This is a genomic window from Iodobacter fluviatilis, from assembly GCF_004194535.1.
In the GTDB taxonomy this organism is placed as follows: Bacteria; Pseudomonadota; Gammaproteobacteria; order Burkholderiales; family Chitinibacteraceae; genus Iodobacter; species Iodobacter fluviatilis_A.
The window spans coordinates 2,099,876-2,116,678 of record NZ_CP025781.1 but is presented as its reverse complement, the minus strand read 5'-3'; the positions used below and the strand labels follow the sequence as shown (position 1 = coordinate 2,116,678).

15 protein-coding genes are annotated in these 16,803 nt (G+C 48.2%); 8 read left to right on the top strand and 7 right to left on the bottom strand.

Annotated features, from left to right (window positions below):
• The first annotated feature begins 73 nt into the window (after window positions 1-73).
• The 7 genes from C1H71_RS09510 to C1H71_RS09480 all read left to right on the top strand — a co-directional run bounded on the left by C1H71_RS09510 (window position 74) and on the right by C1H71_RS09480 (window position 6,140).
• Window positions 74-472 carry a ClpXP protease specificity-enhancing factor gene (locus C1H71_RS09510; protein ID WP_130106348.1) on the top strand — a complete coding sequence of 133 codons (399 nt, stop codon included), beginning with the start codon at window positions 74-76 and terminating at the stop codon, window positions 470-472.
• Window positions 473-800: 328 nt separating this feature from the next.
• On the top strand, window positions 801-3,176 hold the full coding sequence (locus C1H71_RS09505) for a S9 family peptidase (RefSeq protein WP_130106347.1): 2,376 nt from the start codon (window positions 801-803) through the stop codon (window positions 3,174-3,176).
• Window positions 3,177-3,589: 413 nt separating this feature from the next.
• A complete protein-coding gene (locus C1H71_RS09500; protein ID WP_130106346.1) occupies window positions 3,590-4,021 on the top strand; it encodes a TIR domain-containing protein in 432 nt (143 codons plus the stop codon).
• Window positions 4,008-4,628 carry a hypothetical protein gene (locus C1H71_RS09495; RefSeq protein WP_130106345.1) on the top strand — a complete coding sequence of 207 codons (621 nt, stop codon included), beginning with the start codon at window positions 4,008-4,010 and terminating at the stop codon, window positions 4,626-4,628. The genes C1H71_RS09500 and C1H71_RS09495 overlap by 14 nt, the downstream gene beginning before the upstream one ends.
• A gap of 86 nt (window positions 4,629-4,714) precedes the next feature.
• Window positions 4,715-5,017: a hypothetical protein gene (locus tag C1H71_RS09490; protein ID WP_130106344.1), complete on the top strand. Its 303-nt coding sequence runs from the start codon at window positions 4,715-4,717 to the stop codon at window positions 5,015-5,017.
• Window positions 5,018-5,155: 138 nt separating this feature from the next.
• The gene (uraH, locus tag C1H71_RS09485) at window positions 5,156-5,566 is read left to right on the top strand and encodes a hydroxyisourate hydrolase (RefSeq protein WP_130106343.1); all 411 of its coding nucleotides are present in this window, start codon (window positions 5,156-5,158) and stop codon (window positions 5,564-5,566) included.
• Between the two features lie 151 nt (window positions 5,567-5,717).
• Complete coding sequence (locus tag C1H71_RS09480) at window positions 5,718-6,140, top strand: BLUF domain-containing protein (protein WP_130106342.1); 423 nt, start codon at window positions 5,718-5,720, stop codon at window positions 6,138-6,140.
• 171 nt (window positions 6,141-6,311) lie between these two features.
• On the opposite strand, the gene ltrA (C1H71_RS09475) is transcribed toward C1H71_RS09480, so the two are convergent.
• The gene (gene ltrA / locus C1H71_RS09475; RefSeq protein WP_130104759.1) at window positions 6,312-7,640 is read right to left on the bottom strand and encodes a group II intron reverse transcriptase/maturase; all 1,329 of its coding nucleotides are present in this window, start codon (window positions 7,638-7,640) and stop codon (window positions 6,312-6,314) included.
• 568 nt (window positions 7,641-8,208) lie between these two features.
• On the opposite strand from ltrA (C1H71_RS09475), the gene C1H71_RS09470 reads away from it, so the two are divergent.
• Window positions 8,209-8,991, top strand: a complete 783-nt coding sequence (locus tag C1H71_RS09470) for a methyltransferase domain-containing protein (RefSeq protein WP_130106341.1) — start codon at window positions 8,209-8,211, stop codon at window positions 8,989-8,991.
• 160 nt (window positions 8,992-9,151) lie between these two features.
• Here C1H71_RS09470 and ltrA (C1H71_RS09465) read toward each other — a convergent pair whose 3' ends face one another.
• From ltrA (C1H71_RS09465) to purN, 6 genes are all read right to left on the bottom strand, one after another.
• Complete coding sequence (gene ltrA / locus C1H71_RS09465; protein WP_130104759.1) at window positions 9,152-10,480, bottom strand: group II intron reverse transcriptase/maturase; 1,329 nt, start codon at window positions 10,478-10,480, stop codon at window positions 9,152-9,154.
• A gap of 1,131 nt (window positions 10,481-11,611) precedes the next feature.
• Window positions 11,612-12,940, bottom strand: coding sequence for a group II intron reverse transcriptase/maturase (gene ltrA / locus C1H71_RS09460; RefSeq protein WP_130104759.1), 1,329 nt, complete (start codon window positions 12,938-12,940; stop codon window positions 11,612-11,614).
• 782 nt (window positions 12,941-13,722) lie between these two features.
• Complete coding sequence (locus tag C1H71_RS21420) at window positions 13,723-14,433, bottom strand: RsmB/NOP family class I SAM-dependent RNA methyltransferase (protein WP_262488425.1); 711 nt, start codon at window positions 14,431-14,433, stop codon at window positions 13,723-13,725.
• Window positions 14,418-14,990 (bottom strand): hypothetical protein, encoded by a 573-nt coding sequence (locus tag C1H71_RS21415; protein WP_262488424.1) that lies wholly within the window; start codon window positions 14,988-14,990, stop codon window positions 14,418-14,420. The genes C1H71_RS21420 and C1H71_RS21415 overlap by 16 nt, the downstream gene beginning before the upstream one ends.
• Window positions 14,991-14,995: 5 nt before the next feature.
• Window positions 14,996-16,150, bottom strand: coding sequence for a DUF3108 domain-containing protein (locus C1H71_RS09450; RefSeq protein ID WP_130106340.1), 1,155 nt, complete (start codon window positions 16,148-16,150; stop codon window positions 14,996-14,998).
• Window positions 16,150-16,785 (bottom strand): phosphoribosylglycinamide formyltransferase, encoded by a 636-nt coding sequence (gene purN, locus C1H71_RS09445; RefSeq protein ID WP_130106339.1) that lies wholly within the window; start codon window positions 16,783-16,785, stop codon window positions 16,150-16,152. Before purN ends, C1H71_RS09450 begins: the two co-directional genes overlap by 1 nt.
• Between the last annotated feature and the right edge of the window lie 18 nt (window positions 16,786-16,803).

The following is a 16,803-nucleotide window of genomic DNA, read 5'->3' as shown; positions in this document are numbered from 1 at the left end:
GTGAGTGAGGAGTGAACCATTAGTTTTACTCCCCACTGGCAGCTCCCCGCTCTACAGTTACAAAGGACAAATCATGCAAACTGTCTCTACCAAACCTTATTTGATTCGTGCCCTGCATGAATGGTGCTCAGACCACGCTTACACGCCTTATTTAGTTGTGCGAGTGATGGGCAAAATGCAAGTGCCAATGGAACACGTTAAGAATAACGAAATTGTGCTGGATATCAGCTACAACGCAACGCATAACCTCTCGATTGGTAACGATTACATCAGCTTTTCGGCTCGCTTTAGCGGCGTTTCCCGTGAAATTTTGGTGCCAATCGGCTGCGTGGTTTCAATTTTCTCCCGCGAAAATGGCGAAGGAATGGGCTTTGAATACGAAGGCGCTCAGGAAATAGAGCCTGAAGACGCCCCGCCCACCGATACCCCTCCCCGCCCAACGGGCAAGCCGCAATTACGCGTTGTGAAATAAATAAATCCCACCGAAGCGGTGGGATTTATTTTGCCCTGAGTTGAGGGAGGCACGCCATAAGAACAAAAAACATATCGTCTACAGACAACACAAAAAATCACGATCAAGCCTCACTATTTTACCTCCCCCCTTTATCGACTTGAAAAACAGCCTTACTACTCTGATAAAAATCCTAGCAGCCTCCTTGGTTTTTTTCGTGTTTTTCGTGGACGAAAGCAGTGATGCTTCCCTCTTAATTAAACAGTATATTTCAATAAACTTACAAAATATTATGGTAAAGTGCATATAAATCGACCATCTTATTCATCCTCTTCTAGAATGAAACGCCATGCGCCGCTTACTGCTGATTGCCTTATTTATGAGTCCTATCGTTAACGCCTATCAAACACCCCCCGCTGAACTGCAAGCCTTAGTCGATGCACCGCGCGGGCCGCTGTTTCGCCTTGGGCCAAAACACGGTACGGCACTGCTATTAAATCTGCCTAGCTTACCCAGCATTGCCGATGTAGCACAGCCAGAATTAAAACTGGCAGGGCTACGGCTAAACCCCAAAATGCGCAGCCAGAGCCGCTTTGATTTTGCCAGCGACATCAGCCTGTTAGATATTAAAACCGGCCAAAGCCGCGCGGTAAGCGGCTTACCGAAAGATGCGCACATCGCAGATTCTGCATGGTCGGCCAATGAGCGCTGGGTGGCGTTTAGCCGCTGGGGCGATAAAGGCGTGGAGTTATGGTTGCTGGATGTTTCTAATGCCAACGCCAAGCAACTAATCAAAGAACCGCTAAATACCAGCAGCAGCGCAGGTTTCAGTTGGCTTAGTGCTAGCGAGCAATTACTAGTGCAGCTAGCACCAATAGGTAAAGCTCCCACCGCCCCCGTTACGCCAACCGGCCCCAATACCCAAGACAGCCAGCTAGGCGCTCAAAGCCAGATTCGCACCTACCCTGATATGCTCAAAACACCTGCAGACGCAGATTTGCTAGATTGGCACCTACAAAGCCAGCTGGCCGCCGTGAATTTAAATGGTGAGATCAACATCATCACCAAGCCGCTCACCCTGCTCGCCGCCAGCGCCTCCCCTGATGGCCAGCTGATTCTCACCAAATCTGTACGCCGCCCCTACTCCTACCTACTGCCAGTGTCTTATTTCCCGCAGACTTATCAGGTATGGAACCGCCAAGGCAAGCTGGTCAAAACGATCGCCGAGCGCCCTTTGCAAGACCGTATTCCGCCCGGCAATGACGCGGTTACCAGTGGGCCGCGCGATTTTGCATGGCGCAACGATCAGCCATCCACCTTAACTTGGCTAGAAGCACAAGACGGTGGCGACCCGAACAAAGAAGCTAAAATCCGCGACCGCTTATATCAGCAGGCCGCACCGTTTAATGCCCCAGCCCAAAAACTAATCGATTTAGCATGGCGTGGTGCTTCTGTGCTGTGGGGCGATGATAATCTAGCCATTATTGAAGAAAGCTGGTGGAAAACCCGCGATACCCGTACTTGGCGCATCCATCCCGGCCACCCAGAACAAATTGCCGAGCTATTATTTGCCCGCAAATCGGAAGACCGCTATGCCGATGCAGGCGATCCGGCGACCAGCAAAAATGCCTACGGTCAAAGCGTGATCAAACAAAATGGCGATGCGATTTATCTAGTTGGCGAAGGTGCAGGCCCAGAGGGCGATAGACCATTTTTAGACCGCTACTCTCTAACCGGAAAAAAAGCTGAGCGGCTTTGGCAATCCCAAGCGCCCTATTACGAAGCCCCGCTTGCCATACTAAGCGACGCAGAATTTATCAGCAGCCGCGAAAGCAATACCGAACGGCCCAACTTTTATCTGCATACAGGCGCAACCGCAGCGCGTGCGCTCACCACATTCCCGCACCCCACGCCGCAGCTTAAAGACGTACAAAAACAAAAAATCCAATACCCACGCGAAGATGGCGTGATGCTGGACGCCACGCTTTATCTGCCCGCAGGCTACGACGCTAAAAAAGATGGCCCGCTGCCGATGCTGATGTGGGCTTACCCGCGCGAATTTAAAAACGCCCAGCTCGCCAGCCAAGTGCGCGAATCGCCTTACCGCTTTAACCGCATCAGCTACAACGGCCCGCAAGCCATGCTGGCCCGTGGCTACGCCGTGCTCGACAACCCCGCCATGCCGATTGTGGGCGAAGGCAAAACCGAGCCAAACGATAACTACCTGACACAGCTCACCATGAATGCCCAAGCCGCCGTGGATGCGGTGGTGAAGCTGGGTGTTGCTGATCGCAATAAAATCGCCGTCGGCGGCCATAGCTACGGCGCATTTATGACCGTCAATCTGCTGGCGCATACTCGCCTGTTTAAGGCAGGCATCGCCAGATCAGGCGCGTATAACCGCACGCTCACCCCCTTTGGCTTTCAATCGGAAGACCGCAATTTTTGGGAAGCCAAACCCGTCTACCAAGCCATGGCCCCCTTCAACTTTGCCGACCAAATCAAAGACCCGCTGCTGCTTATCCACGGCGAAATGGATAACAACTCCGGCACCTTCCCCGTGCAAAGCGAGCGCATGTACCAAGCCCTGCAAGGATTGGGTGCAAGAGCACGGCTCGTGATGCTGCCCAATGAAAGCCACGGCTACCGTGCCCGCGAATCCATTATGCAAATGCTGTGGGAGCAGGATCAATGGCTGGGGGCCTATTTAAAAACCAAGCCATAAAACACAAAAACCCCATCCTTGGATGGGGTTTTTACTTGTGAAAGGCTTTGTTGCACAAATCAATTTAAGAACAAACCGCCCCAAACCCCATGCCGCTTTACACCAAGCGCACCGTCACTGGTGTGCCTTGTGTGAAGCGATTTAAGATCGCAACACGCAGTAGTAGCTCTATATCAAACCAAGCAAAAACTTACACCAAAAGCCAGTAGATCAATCAAAAAACTGACTTAATAGTAAAGAAAAGTGGGAGTCCTCGCTCAATCGGGTGTAGTATATCGGCATAAAACACTTCATGCTGCGCAAGACCTTTCAAGGGGGCGCAGCGTTTTTGTACACCCAGGGCGGTGGTTTTTCTGCTGTTTTAGGGGGTCTATATATTGTTAGCAACACCCATCAACTCACAGGAGATAGAAATGGCAAAGAAGAAAGTTTTCGTCAGTTTTGATTACGACAATGACAAGAATTACAAGAATCTACTAAAAGCGTGGGACGCAAACCCCAATTTCGATTTCTATTTCAGCGATCTTTCTTCGACTGAAATCAACAGTTGGTCGGTGCCAGTGGTTAAACAAGTTCTTTCCACAAAAATCAATGAAGCCAATTACACGGTCGTGCTGGTTGGCAAGGAGGCCAACAAACAACACAAAGACCATAAGGAAATTGGCTACAAGAATTGGATAAATTACGAGGTTGCGAAAAGCAAGGAACACACAAACAAACTCGTGGCTGTCAAGCTTGATAAATCATATGACAGTCCAGAACAATTGCTGAATTCTGGCGCGAGTTGGGCGATGAGCTTTACCCAAGAAGCAATCGTAAAAGCGCTAAACGATGCAGCAAAGTAGTGCTGGTCGTTCTTTGAATGAAGCCAAGTTCAACAACCTCTGCTCTCATTACAAAGACTCGTCTGAAATCCATTTTGCAACAATAAAACAGCGTGATACGCTGTTTTATCTTTTGCTTGCAATTTTATCTCTTTTTATTGTTCATTCAGCATATACAGATTTTTTTAATAAGGTCGTATCTGAACTGTTTAAGAAAAATACATATACAGAATTGAATGAAAAAGTAGATTTAATATCTACGTTTTTGTGGTTATTTGTTTTTGGTGTTTCTGCAAAATATTTTCAAACTGCAGGAATCATTGAAAAGCAGTATGGTTATCTACATGCACTGGAAGAGCAACTAGAAAAATTTTACCGTAATACAGTGATTTTTACACGCGAAGGCAAGTTCTATCTAAATAAATATCCAGTTTTGTCAAAATGGATGTGGTTTTTATATACCATAGCATTTCCTTTAATGATTTTAATGTGTATCTGCTTTAAGGCTTATACAGAAATCTCAGTAGTAAAGTTGGCTGGAGCAACTATATATATCAATATGGTTTTTGGCATATTAGTTTTCATTACCACTGTTATTTATATGTTTAGTTTGCACTTTAAAAAATAAAACTCTAACAAGTCGTTGCAGCACCGTTCCGCTTCGCTCCACTAGACAGTTTTTAGAACACCACTATCTTTCACAAGGAGAATCACATGAGCATCCCAACAACTGGTTGGTCCAACAAAGGTGGAACCGCTGACAGAGCATGTGTCTGTGGAACATGGAAGCAACATTGGATAAATATTTCCGAGAATACATGGCCTGCAAGCTGCTCAGCAGAAAAATGTTCAAGTGCGGCAACTTTAGGTGCGCACGTTATTAACCCCGCCGTAGATGGAGAGCGGATTGTTCCTTTTTGCGACTCATGCAATAAGCTCAGCGACACCTTCACGCTAAAGGGTAGTGTTTCTGTTCCAAGCGCTAATAAATCCAAAACCTGCGAAAAAAAGGCATAACCCGGCGGTCCACCGGACGCTGAATAACTGGGGTCAGAGTAAAGTTAAATCCGCTTTCTTTAGCTCTAAAAGCATTAAGCATCGTAGGATTTAATTTTGTTCTGCCCCCAGTTATTCAAACTAAATTAGGAAACCATCATGATGAAAATGAAATCAATTTTAGCAGGCGTGATTTTTAGTAGCCTTTCTACTCTGGCACTTGCGGCAGTAAATCCGCTTAGTGTGCATGTCCTTAATCTACAAGATGGCCTGCCCTCAGTTGGGGTCACTGTCAAACTTGAAAAGCAAGATGGTAAAAACTGGTCTGTTCTCAACAGTGGCACAACAAACGAGCAAGGCCGAATTACGGCACTATATCCAGACGATAAAAAATTAGAAAAGGGCGTGTATCGCGTTACTTTTCAAACAGGAGAATGGTTTGCTAAGCAAAAAGCGTCTAGCTTTTTTCCAGAAATCCCAGTCATTTTTACTGTAGATGCTGCTGTACCACACTATCACATTCCGTTATTGCTAAGCCCGTATGGCTTCTCAACCTATCGCGGAAACTAAAACCTATTTGCAAACCTATAGGGTCAGGTCTTACGTTTGACATGGCCTACTCAATTTAAGCGGCTTTGCAAACCACTGTAAATTTTATCTAATGAAAAATGTAAGACCTGCCCCAGTGACTTACGCGGCCCTGTCCACCTAGGTGACCACCATGATTCGACTGCTCTATGTTAGCCAAGCCGCTTCCGGAATAACTGAGGAACAAGTGAAGGACATCCTAAAGTCTGCGCAACGACAAAACCCAACCACCGGCCTCACTGGCGTCTTGGTCCACGGTGGAGGTCTATTCATGCAAGTCTTGGAAGGGCCGGAACAGGCCGTGCTGCGGCAATATGTGAAGATCATGGACGATCGCAGGCATAGCGATTGCCAGATTCTCCATATATCACCCGCAAACGATCGGATATTTGAGAAATGGTCGATGGGAATCATCCAGAGCGATCCCATGCAATTTCAGCACATCGCCGAGTTGCGAGCACGCCGTCTGGAAGCCGTTCTAACGAAGACGTTCACAGAGACCATGCGCGAGTTTGCTCGGACGCTGCTGCTGGGAAGTAACTTGCCCTTGCAATAACAGGGATCAAACTGGGGTCAGAGTAAAGTTAAATCCACTTTCTTTGGCTCTAAGAGCATTAAGTATCGCAGGATTTAATTTTGGTAGAGTAGAGAGCAGGTTTTCACCTGCCCTCCCTCATCAAACCGTGCATGCGATTTTCCCGCACACGGCTTTCCGATGTTCTTCACATCAAGCATGCGCTGATTTCCAACCTGCTGCTGTCGGTAATGAATACAAACCGTATCGCTCATTTAGCACCCGCCTTGGATAACGGAGCATGCTCGTTTTCCAATCGCTGACTTTGTGCCGTTTGCGAAGATGTATCCTTAGCCGTTCTTCTGAATGACGCTTCACTTTATAAAATTGCTTGGATGAATTCCGGTAATGGAAGTAACTCGACCAACCGCGTAATGCTTGATTTAAATCTCGCACCACCTCTTCAATTGGTCGCCATGTTTGGGTTCTTCCAGTAATTTCATTTAGTCGCGTCTTGATTTTCTCTACCGATTTAGCTGAGGCCTCAATATAGGGATAGCGAGTGCCTTTAGCGGATAGGTTCGTGCGCAAATCAAATCCCAGAAATAGAAATGACGCGGCTTTAGCATCAACAATTTTTGTCTTGCTTTCGTTAAGCGTCAATTCCAGCCGATCCAATATCCACTTCATATGCGCCAGCGGGCTTTGGGTCTCGCCACGGCAGAGCACTACAAAGTCATCGGCATACCGCACCAAGCTCGCTTGTAGTTTCTTCCCTATATTGTGGCGATGCCAGATTCTATCCAGTAGATGTAAGTAAAGGTTCGATAGCAACGGAGAAATCACCCCACCTTGCGGCGTGCCCTTGCGCTGCCCTTTTCCTCCACTGACCGTTGCCGCTTTTCCATTCTCACTTTTTCCAATAACCGGCGCTTTAAGCCATTGTTGAATCAAGGCCAGTACAGCCCCATCCACAATGCGCTCAGCTACCGTGGCCATCAGTTTAGCGTGAGGAATGCTGTCGAAATACTTCGACAAATCAGCATCGATGACCTGCGTTTTACCTTGCCACAAAGCTTCTGCAATGGCGTCTATTGCTTGATGTGCTGATTTCCTTGGGCGAAACCCATAGGAGTGCTCGCAAAAATCCGCCTCAAAGATAGGCTCCATCACCAGCTTGGTCGCCATCTGAACCACGCGATCTCGTATCGTCGGAATCCCGAGTGGACGCAAACTGCCATCCGCTTTGGGAATCATGACGCGCTTGATTGCCCCAGTCCGGTAGCTTTTATCTTGCAGTTCCTGACTAATTACCGACAAGTAGCAATCTACCCCTTCGCCGCTTTCTATGGCAGCAAAGTCAATCCCATCAACCCCAGGACTGCCCTTGTTTGCCTTGACCAGTCGCCACGCTAACTTGAGGATGTCAGCACAGTAAATCTTGTCGTAGAGTGCGTAGAAACGATAGTTTGGTTCCTGCTTGGCTTTGATGTACAGCTTCCTCTGTAGCGTCCTGATCTCATTCGGAGTGATTAGCAACATGGCAATCTCCTGATCCTCAGCTCTTCAGTTGCATGAACAAAGCAGGGTCCCTTCCCTCGACTGGGGTTATGTTGTCCCTCAATCTCAAACGGTACTATGAACCCCTCCGACTTCCATCACGATACGCACTGATTTCGTTTCCTTATACCTTGCGCTTGGCAGTCTCCCTGCCACCGTGATGGATCTCCAGCACTGGGTAATTTAACTTCCAAAACATACCGCCCCTGCTACCCCGACAGCTCGCGGATGTGGCTTCCATTGCCAACACATCAGCACAACGGCCTTCCCTATACAGAAACGAGGTCGGCAACTGCAATGTTAACGAGGCTACTTCTAGGTTCACTTTCGTTACGGTCTGCCTCTTTGTCGTAAAGAACTCACGACCCTTGATTACTCAAACGCCGCTCTTTCGTACTACCGAGGCGTATGGACAATTCCTCGGACGGGACTTTAACCCGCTAGCTAAATTACTGTTACTGCGAACTTCTGACCCCTGTTATTTAGCCGGTCACTTCAACGTTAACCCGTTTCAAGCCAGCATCAACCTCAATAAAAAGGAGAGAACACAATGGATATGCCGAAAGGATATGTTGACCCTGAGTACCTTCAAGCAATGGGGAAATTTCTTGGTAGTTTAAAAGAACGTACTTATTCTAGTATGCAGGCTAAAGCAGGGGACAAAGTTCTTGATGTTGGGTGTGGTCCCGGTATTGACACAATAGCTCTCTCTCGAATTGTTGGTTCAACAGGGCAAGTGTTTGGTGTGGATTACGATAATGGAATGATTACTAAATCTGAGCAACACGCCCAGAAAGAGGGTGTAAGCGCTTGGGTCAAGCACAAACAAGCCGACGCCTCATCACTACCATTTGATACAGGGTATTTTAACTCTTGCCGTAGCGAGAGACTATTCCAACATTTGCTTAACCCAGCAATGACTTTAAACGAAATGACCCGTGTAACAAAAGTAGGTGGCACAGTTGTGGTATTGGATACAGATTGGGGGGCTATAAGTACGGATACCAATGAGATTGATATTGAGCGAAAATTGAATCGTTTTTACACGGAGCAAATGCTCAACAATGGGTTTTCTGGTCGCCAACTCTATCGCTTATTTAAGAAACAAGGTTTAGGTAATGTTTCCTTTGAAGTATTTCCTCTCAGCACAACAAATTATGCGTTATCAAGGCAAATCATTGATATGGATAAACTTGAAAAAGAAGCCATTGCCAAGAATATTATTACAGAGGATGAACTGCTTCGCTATCAAACGGATAGCGAACAGGCTGATGCTGAGGGTGTGTATTTTAGTCACGGCAGTATGATTCTAGTTACAGGGCAAAAAAAATAACTGGGGTCAGAGTAAAATTAAATCCGCTTTCTTTAGCTCTAAGAGCATTAAGCATAGTAGGATTTAATGTTGGTAGAGTAGAGAGCAGGTTTTCACCTGCCCTCCCTCATCAAACCGTGCATGCGATTTTCCCGCACACGGCTTTCCGATGTTCTTCACATCAAGCATGCGCTGATTTCCAACCTGCTGCTGTCGGTAATGAATACAAACCGTATCGCTCATTTAGCACCCGCCTTGGATAACGGAGCATGCTCGTTTTCCAATCGCTGACTTTGTGCCGTTTGCGAAGATGTATCCTTAGCCGTTCTTCTGAATGACGCTTCACTTTATAAAATTGCTTGGATGAATTCCGGTAATGGAAGTAACTCGACCAACCGCGTAATGCTTGATTTAAATCTCGCACCACCTCTTCAATTGGTCGCCATGTTTGGGTTCTTCCAGTAATTTCATTTAGTCGCGTCTTGATTTTCTCTACCGATTTAGCTGAGGCCTCAATATAGGGATAGCGAGTGCCTTTAGCGGATAGGTTCGTGCGCAAATCAAATCCCAGAAATAGAAATGACGCGGCTTTAGCATCAACAATTTTTGTCTTGCTTTCGTTAAGCGTCAATTCCAGCCGATCCAATATCCACTTCATATGCGCCAGCGGGCTTTGGGTCTCGCCACGGCAGAGCACTACAAAGTCATCGGCATACCGCACCAAGCTCGCTTGTAGTTTCTTCCCTATATTGTGGCGATGCCAGATTCTATCCAGTAGATGTAAGTAAAGGTTCGATAGCAACGGAGAAATCACCCCACCTTGCGGCGTGCCCTTGCGCTGCCCTTTTCCTCCACTGACCGTTGCCGCTTTTCCATTCTCACTTTTTCCAATAACCGGCGCTTTAAGCCATTGTTGAATCAAGGCCAGTACAGCCCCATCCACAATGCGCTCAGCTACCGTGGCCATCAGTTTAGCGTGAGGAATGCTGTCGAAATACTTCGACAAATCAGCATCGATGACCTGCGTTTTACCTTGCCACAAAGCTTCTGCAATGGCGTCTATTGCTTGATGTGCTGATTTCCTTGGGCGAAACCCATAGGAGTGCTCGCAAAAATCCGCCTCAAAGATAGGCTCCATCACCAGCTTGGTCGCCATCTGAACCACGCGATCTCGTATCGTCGGAATCCCGAGTGGACGCAAACTGCCATCCGCTTTGGGAATCATGACGCGCTTGATTGCCCCAGTCCGGTAGCTTTTATCTTGCAGTTCCTGACTAATTACCGACAAGTAGCAATCTACCCCTTCGCCGCTTTCTATGGCAGCAAAGTCAATCCCATCAACCCCAGGACTGCCCTTGTTTGCCTTGACCAGTCGCCACGCTAACTTGAGGATGTCAGCACAGTAAATCTTGTCGTAGAGTGCGTAGAAACGATAGTTTGGTTCCTGCTTGGCTTTGATGTACAGCTTCCTCTGTAGCGTCCTGATCTCATTCGGAGTGATTAGCAACATGGCAATCTCCTGATCCTCAGCTCTTCAGTTGCATGAACAAAGCAGGGTCCCTTCCCTCGACTGGGGTTATGTTGTCCCTCAATCTCAAACGGTACTATGAACCCCTCCGACTTCCATCACGATACGCGCTGATTTCGTTTCCTTATACATTGCGCTTGGCAGTCTCCCTGCCACCGTGATGGATCTCCAGCACTGGGTAATTTAACTTCCAAAACATACCGCCCCTGCTACCCCGACAGCTCGCGGATGTGGCTTCCATTGCCAACACATCAGCACAACGGCCTTCCCTATACAGAAACGAGGTCGGCAACTGCAATGTTAACGAGGCTACTTCTAGGTTCACTTTCGTTACGGTCTGCCTCTTTGTCGTAAAGAACTCACGACCCTTGATTACTCAAACGCCGCTCTTTCGTACTACCGAGGCGTATGGACAATTCCTCGGGCGGGACTTTAACCCGCTAGCTAAATTACTGTTACTGCGAACTTCTGACCCCAGTTATTCGTGATGGAACGCGGGAAGTTGGTGCTTGATCAAAAGAAAATTTGTGAGCCTGCTTGATTAAGCCCTTATCAACGTCTTGGAATACCGTCATTCCCGCGCAGGCGGGAATCTAGTGGCGCGGCTGGATCCCCGACAAAATCACTCGGGGATGACGGGGTTTTGAAATAACTGAGGTCAAAAAATAACTGGGGTCAGAGTAAAGTTAAATCCGCTTTCTTTAGCTCTAAGAGCATTAAGCATAGTAGGATTTAATGTTGTTCTGACCCCAGTTATTCGTGATGGAACGCGGGAAGTTGGTGCTTGATCAAAAGAAAATTTGTGAGCCTGCTTGATTAAGCCCTTATCAACGACGCGGAATACCGTCATTCCCACGCAGATGGGAATCTAGTGGCGCTGCTGGATCCCCGACAAAATCACTCGGGGATGACGGGGTTTTAAAATAACTGAGGTCAGAATAACTGGAGAATAACTGGGGTCAGAGTAAAGTTAAATCCGCTTTCTTTAGCTCTAAGAGCATTAAGCATCGTAGGATTTAATTTTGGTAGAGTAGAGAGCAGGTTTTCACCTGCCCTCCCTCATCAAACCGTGCATGCGATTTTCCCGCACACGGCTTTCCGATGTTCTTCACATCAAGCATGCGCTGATTTCCAACCTGCTGCTGTCGGTAATGAATACAAACCGTATCGCTCATTTAGCACCCGCCTTGGATAACGGAGCATGCTCGTTTTCCAATCGCTGACTTTGTGCCGTTTGCGAAGATGTATCCTTAGCCGTTCTTCTGAATGACGCTTCACTTTATAAAATTGCTTGGATGAATTCCGGTAATGGAAGTAACTCGACCAACCGCGTAATGCTTGATTTAAATCTCGCACCACCTCTTCAATTGGTCGCCATGTTTGGGTTCTTCCAGTAATTTCATTTAGTCGCGTCTTGATTTTCTCTACCGATTTAGCTGAGGCCTCAATATAGGGATAGCGAGTGCCTTTAGCGGATAGGTTCGTGCGCAAATCAAATCCCAGAAATAGAAATGACGCGGCTTTAGCATCAACAATTTTTGTCTTGCTTTCGTTAAGCGTCAATTCCAGCCGATCCAATATCCACTTCATATGCGCCAGCGGGCTTTGGGTCTCGCCACGGCAGAGCACTACAAAGTCATCGGCATACCGCACCAAGCTCGCTTGTAGTTTCTTCCCTATATTGTGGCGATGCCAGATTCTATCCAGTAGATGTAAGTAAAGGTTCGATAGCAACGGAGAAATCACCCCACCTTGCGGCGTGCCCTTGCGCTGCCCTTTTCCTCCACTGACCGTTGCCGCTTTTCCATTCTCACTTTTTCCAATAACCGGCGCTTTAAGCCATTGTTGAATCAAGGCCAGTACAGCCCCATCCACAATGCGCTCAGCTACCGTGGCCATCAGTTTAGCGTGAGGAATGCTGTCGAAATACTTCGACAAATCAGCATCGATGACCTGCGTTTTACCTTGCCACAAAGCTTCTGCAATGGCGTCTATTGCTTGATGTGCTGATTTCCTTGGGCGAAACCCATAGGAGTGCTCGCAAAAATCCGCCTCAAAGATAGGCTCCATCACCAGCTTGGTCGCCATCTGAACCACGCGATCTCGTATCGTCGGAATCCCGAGTGGACGCAAACTGCCATCCGCTTTGGGAATCATGACGCGCTTGATTGCCCCAGTCCGGTAGCTTTTATCTTGCAGTTCCTGACTAATTACCGACAAGTAGCAATCTACCCCTTCGCCGCTTTCTATGGCAGCAAAGTCAATCCCATCAACCCCAGGACTGCCCTTGTTTGCCTTGACCAGTCGCCACGCTAACTTGAGGATGTCAGCACAGTAAATCTTGTCGTAGAGTGCGTAGAAACGATAGTTTGGTTCCTGCTTGGCTTTGATGTACAGCTTCCTCTGTAGCGTCCTGATCTCATTCGGAGTGATTAGCAACATGGCAATCTCCTGATCCTCAGCTCTTCAGTTGCATGAACAAAGCAGGGTCCCTTCCCTCGACTGGGGTTATGTTGTCCCTCAATCTCAAACGGTACTATGAACCCCTCCGACTTCCATCACGATACGCGCTGATTTCGTTTCCTTATACATTGCGCTTGGCAGTCTCCCTGCCACCGTGATGGATCTCCAGCACTGGGTAATTTAACTTCCAAAACATACCGCCCCTGCTACCCCGACAGCTCGCGGATGTGGCTTCCATTGCCAACACATCAGCACAACGGCCTTCCCTATACAGAAACGAGGTCGGCAACTGCAATGTTAACGAGGCTACTTCTAGGTTCACTTTCGTTACGGTCTGCCTCTTTGTCGTAAAGAACTCACGACCCTTGATTACTCAAACGCCGCTCTTTCGTACTACCGAGGCGTATGGACAATTCCTCGGGCGGGACTTTAACCCGCTAGCTAAATTACTGTTACTGCGAACTTCTGACCCCAGTTATTCGTGATGGAGCGCGGGAAATTGGTGTTCGATCAAAAGAAAATTTGTGAGCCTGCTTGATTAAGCCCTTATCAACGTCTTGGAATACCGTCATTCCCGCGCAGGCGGGAATCTAGTGGCGCGGCTGGATCCCCGACAAAATCACTCGGGGAGACGGGGTTTTGAAAGCTTAATTTTGGACAGTTATTTCGAGCCATGTCCTTGCTCCGCCATAAATTGATTCCTATCCAAAAAAAGCCCATCACATAGATGGGCTTTTTGCATTATCACAAGACACGCAGGATCAGATTTTTTGCATCACCGCCGCAAAGAATGCATCGGCCTGATGCAGATGTGGCGATAGTTTGAAGTAAGGGCCGGTTAGTGCGATTTCTACTTGCTCGGCTTTTAATAGCTCAGGTGCGTCGAGTAGTTTGAAATCTGGGTTGGCGGCGAGGAAAGCTTCAACAATGGCTTCGTTTTCTGAAGGCAAGAAGCTGCATGTGGCGTAAACCAAGCGCCCTGCAGATTTCACTAGGCGGGATGCAGAGGCCAAAATACTGGTTTGCATGGCGTTCAACTCAAGCACGCTGGCTGGGTTTTGGCGGAATTTCAAGTCTGGGTTACGGCGTACTGTGCCCATACCAGAGCAAGGTGCATCCACCAATACCGCGTCAATTTTGCCAACTAGGCGTTTAATTTTTTGATCATTTTCGCTAGAAATCAGCTGCGCGTTTACGTTGGATAGACCCGATCTGGCCAAGCGTGGCTTGAAGTTATTCAGGCGCTTTTCTGATACATCAAAGGCGTACAAACGGCCGCTAGAATTCATCATTGCGCCCAGCAGCAGGGTTTTACCGCCCGCACCCGCGCAGAAATCCACCACCATTTGGCCGCGTTTTGCGCCGGTAAGCAGGCCCAAAAGCTGGCTGCCTTCGTCTTGTACTTCTACACGGCCTTCGGTAAAGGCGCGATATTTGTTGATGGCAGGCTTGCCCGTTACACGCAGGCCCAAGGTGAGTATGGCGTTGGCGTGGTATCAATTCCACCCACGTCTTTTAGCTCGGCAGCGACTTGTTCGCGTTTGGCTTTTAAACTGTTTACACGCAAATCCAGCGCCGCAGCGCCTTGCAGGCCCGCGCCAAGCGCTAGGATATCGGCATCACTCATGCCACCGGCGATTAAATCTGCCACTACCCATTCTGGCAAATCAGCACGTACATAGACCGGTGCTTCAGCTAGTTTTTTGCTTTTGCATAGGGCAAAGGTGTCTTTTTCGGTATCTGGAAACCAATCGCCACATTCACGCAGATTACGACGCTCCACCACCACTAAATAAGCAGTGAGTAAGCTACGTGCATTGCCCGGGCTACCCAAAACCCACTCTAGGCGGATTTTATTGCGCAAAATGCCGTAAACACACTCAGCGATCATATGGCGATCTTGGCCGCCCAGATTGGGGTTGCTGCGAAAGAAACGCGACATGGTGGCATCGGATGGGGCAGCAAAAACCAACATTTCAGATAGAACAGAAATAGTGGCGTGGTATCGGTTATTGTTTAAAGCAATCATGTCTTTTATCTTCGCATCATGCGGTTAGAGTTGGCGTTACGGCTATTGCTTGGGGGTTCCAACACCATTTCGCCATTAATTTTGATATCGTTGGCCCAGATATCGAAGCTACCTTCGCTACCTAGCGATAATGTCATCCGTACGGGCATGTTATGCCACTGTGGCGCTAGCCAGAAATCAAACGTTCGGTCCTCAAAGCGCCCGCGCAGCAAAATGGCTTCGATCTGTCGATCACCAAGATGCAAGCTGGCTTGGCCGCTGATTTCAAACGGCACGTCTTTATAAATTTTGCGGCCACTGGCAATGGTGAAAGTAAAGTCTTTCATTTTTGCGCCTTGCAGGGCCAGCTGAAAAGCCGCAGAAAAAATATCTTGATCGCCTGTTTTTAGCGCTTCAAGCTTACTACTGCCACCGTCATTTAAGGTGACTTGCTTGGCCTTCCAATCAAATAGCGCCTCATTAATCATTTTGCCGTCACGATAATCAGCAAAGCGTTGTGGGATGACCCCCTCGGGGCCTACTTCGCCATTGCTAATAAATTCACGCGATTTAGAAAACAAAGCACCGCGCAACTTCAAAGCATAGTGCCCAGCTTCAGCTTTCCAACTCATACGGATCGGAAATATTCCATAAGCATAGGTAATCTCTACCTGCGCCGGATAGCTTTGCTCCAACATCAAGGGGCTTTCTTTTAATGGCGGCAATGTTGATTCAAGCTGCGAGTCCACAATGACTTGCGCTACTTGCGAAGCCACCTCAGGCACACTGCTTGCCACAGCCACGACAGGTTTTGCCACTGCCGCACTGGCTGCGCTAGCCGGTTCAGAAGCTTTTGCCACGAACACCGCACTTGCAACCGTTTTCACTTTGGCTTTAGGCTGCGCCTTGGGTGGAACCGGCGCAATGGGCTGCGGTTTTTGCCCTTTTTGCAAATACACGACCTGATTTTCAACAGGCTTAACCCCAGCCAGCCCTGCCGGTTTACTGCTAGCGGCATCTTTAATCGCGCTTAATTTTTGCGTGACTTTTTTAAGCTCGCTCTCTGTAAAAGGCTTTTGCGTGACCCAAGCATAAATTTGCTCGTTAAAAATCCAGCCCAAATGCAATAGCATCGACAACAGCGCGGCCACACTCAGTAATAAGCCCGGCCAGCGCCCCATCACAACACCGGCGGAGAAATCAAAACAGCGGCAGCGCTATGGCTGGCTACACGCACTTTTCCAGCCGCAATGCTCAGCTTATCTTCAACAAACCAGCGTACTGCTTGCGGGTAAATAAGATGCTCTTGCACCAGCATTCTGCTGGATAAGCTCTCTACGCTATCATCATCAAGCACAGCCAAAGCGGCTTGCAAAATGATAGGGCCATGATCTAGCTCAGCAGTCACAAAATGTACGGTACAACCCGCCACTTTTACGCCATCAGCCAAGGCCCGTGCGTGCGTGTTTAAGCCGGTATAGGCAGGCAAGAGTGAAGGATGAATATTGATGAGACGGCCCGCATAATGATTTACAAAATCAGCCGTTAAGATGCGCATAAAGCCCGCCAGCACGATCAGATCTGGGGCATAGCCATCGATCAGCGCAGCTAGGGCCGTATCAAACGCCGCACGCCCAGCGTAGAGCTTATGATCCAGTACAGCGGTAGCCATGCCACGCTCTGCAGCCCACGCCAAGCCTGCGGCATCGGGGCGGTTGGCAATCACGGCGCAGATATTTGCCCCCGCAATTTGCGCATCCACAATGGCTTGCATATTGCTGCCACGGCCAGAAATCAAGATAACAATATTTTTCATAAGTCTCAAAAGCGAAAG

Bases quoted from the DNA above. Each gene is read 5' to 3' on its own strand.
- C1H71_RS09510 (WP_130106348.1), top strand. From the start codon at position 74: ATGCAAACTGTCTCTACCAAACCTTATTTGATTCGTGCCCTGCATGAA.
- C1H71_RS09505 (WP_130106347.1), top strand. From the start codon at position 801: ATGCGCCGCTTACTGCTGATTGCCTTATTTATGAGTCCTATCGTTAAC.
- C1H71_RS09500 (WP_130106346.1), top strand. From the start codon at position 3,590: ATGGCAAAGAAGAAAGTTTTCGTCAGTTTTGATTACGACAATGACAAG.
- C1H71_RS09495 (WP_130106345.1), top strand. From the start codon at position 4,008: ATGCAGCAAAGTAGTGCTGGTCGTTCTTTGAATGAAGCCAAGTTCAAC.
- C1H71_RS09490 (WP_130106344.1), top strand. From the start codon at position 4,715: ATGAGCATCCCAACAACTGGTTGGTCCAACAAAGGTGGAACCGCTGAC.
- uraH (WP_130106343.1), top strand. From the start codon at position 5,156: ATGATGAAAATGAAATCAATTTTAGCAGGCGTGATTTTTAGTAGCCTT.
- C1H71_RS09480 (WP_130106342.1), top strand. From the start codon at position 5,718: ATGATTCGACTGCTCTATGTTAGCCAAGCCGCTTCCGGAATAACTGAG.
- ltrA (WP_130104759.1), bottom strand. From the start codon at position 7,640: ATGTTGCTAATCACTCCGAATGAGATCAGGACGCTACAGAGGAAGCTG.
- C1H71_RS09470 (WP_130106341.1), top strand. From the start codon at position 8,209: ATGGATATGCCGAAAGGATATGTTGACCCTGAGTACCTTCAAGCAATG.
- ltrA (WP_130104759.1), bottom strand. From the start codon at position 10,480: ATGTTGCTAATCACTCCGAATGAGATCAGGACGCTACAGAGGAAGCTG.
- ltrA (WP_130104759.1), bottom strand. From the start codon at position 12,940: ATGTTGCTAATCACTCCGAATGAGATCAGGACGCTACAGAGGAAGCTG.
- C1H71_RS21415 (WP_262488424.1), bottom strand. From the start codon at position 14,990: ATGATTGCTTTAAACAATAACCGATACCACGCCACTATTTCTGTTCTA.
- C1H71_RS09450 (WP_130106340.1), bottom strand. From the start codon at position 16,150: ATGGGGCGCTGGCCGGGCTTATTACTGAGTGTGGCCGCGCTGTTGTCG.
- purN (WP_130106339.1), bottom strand. From the start codon at position 16,785: ATGAAAAATATTGTTATCTTGATTTCTGGCCGTGGCAGCAATATGCAA.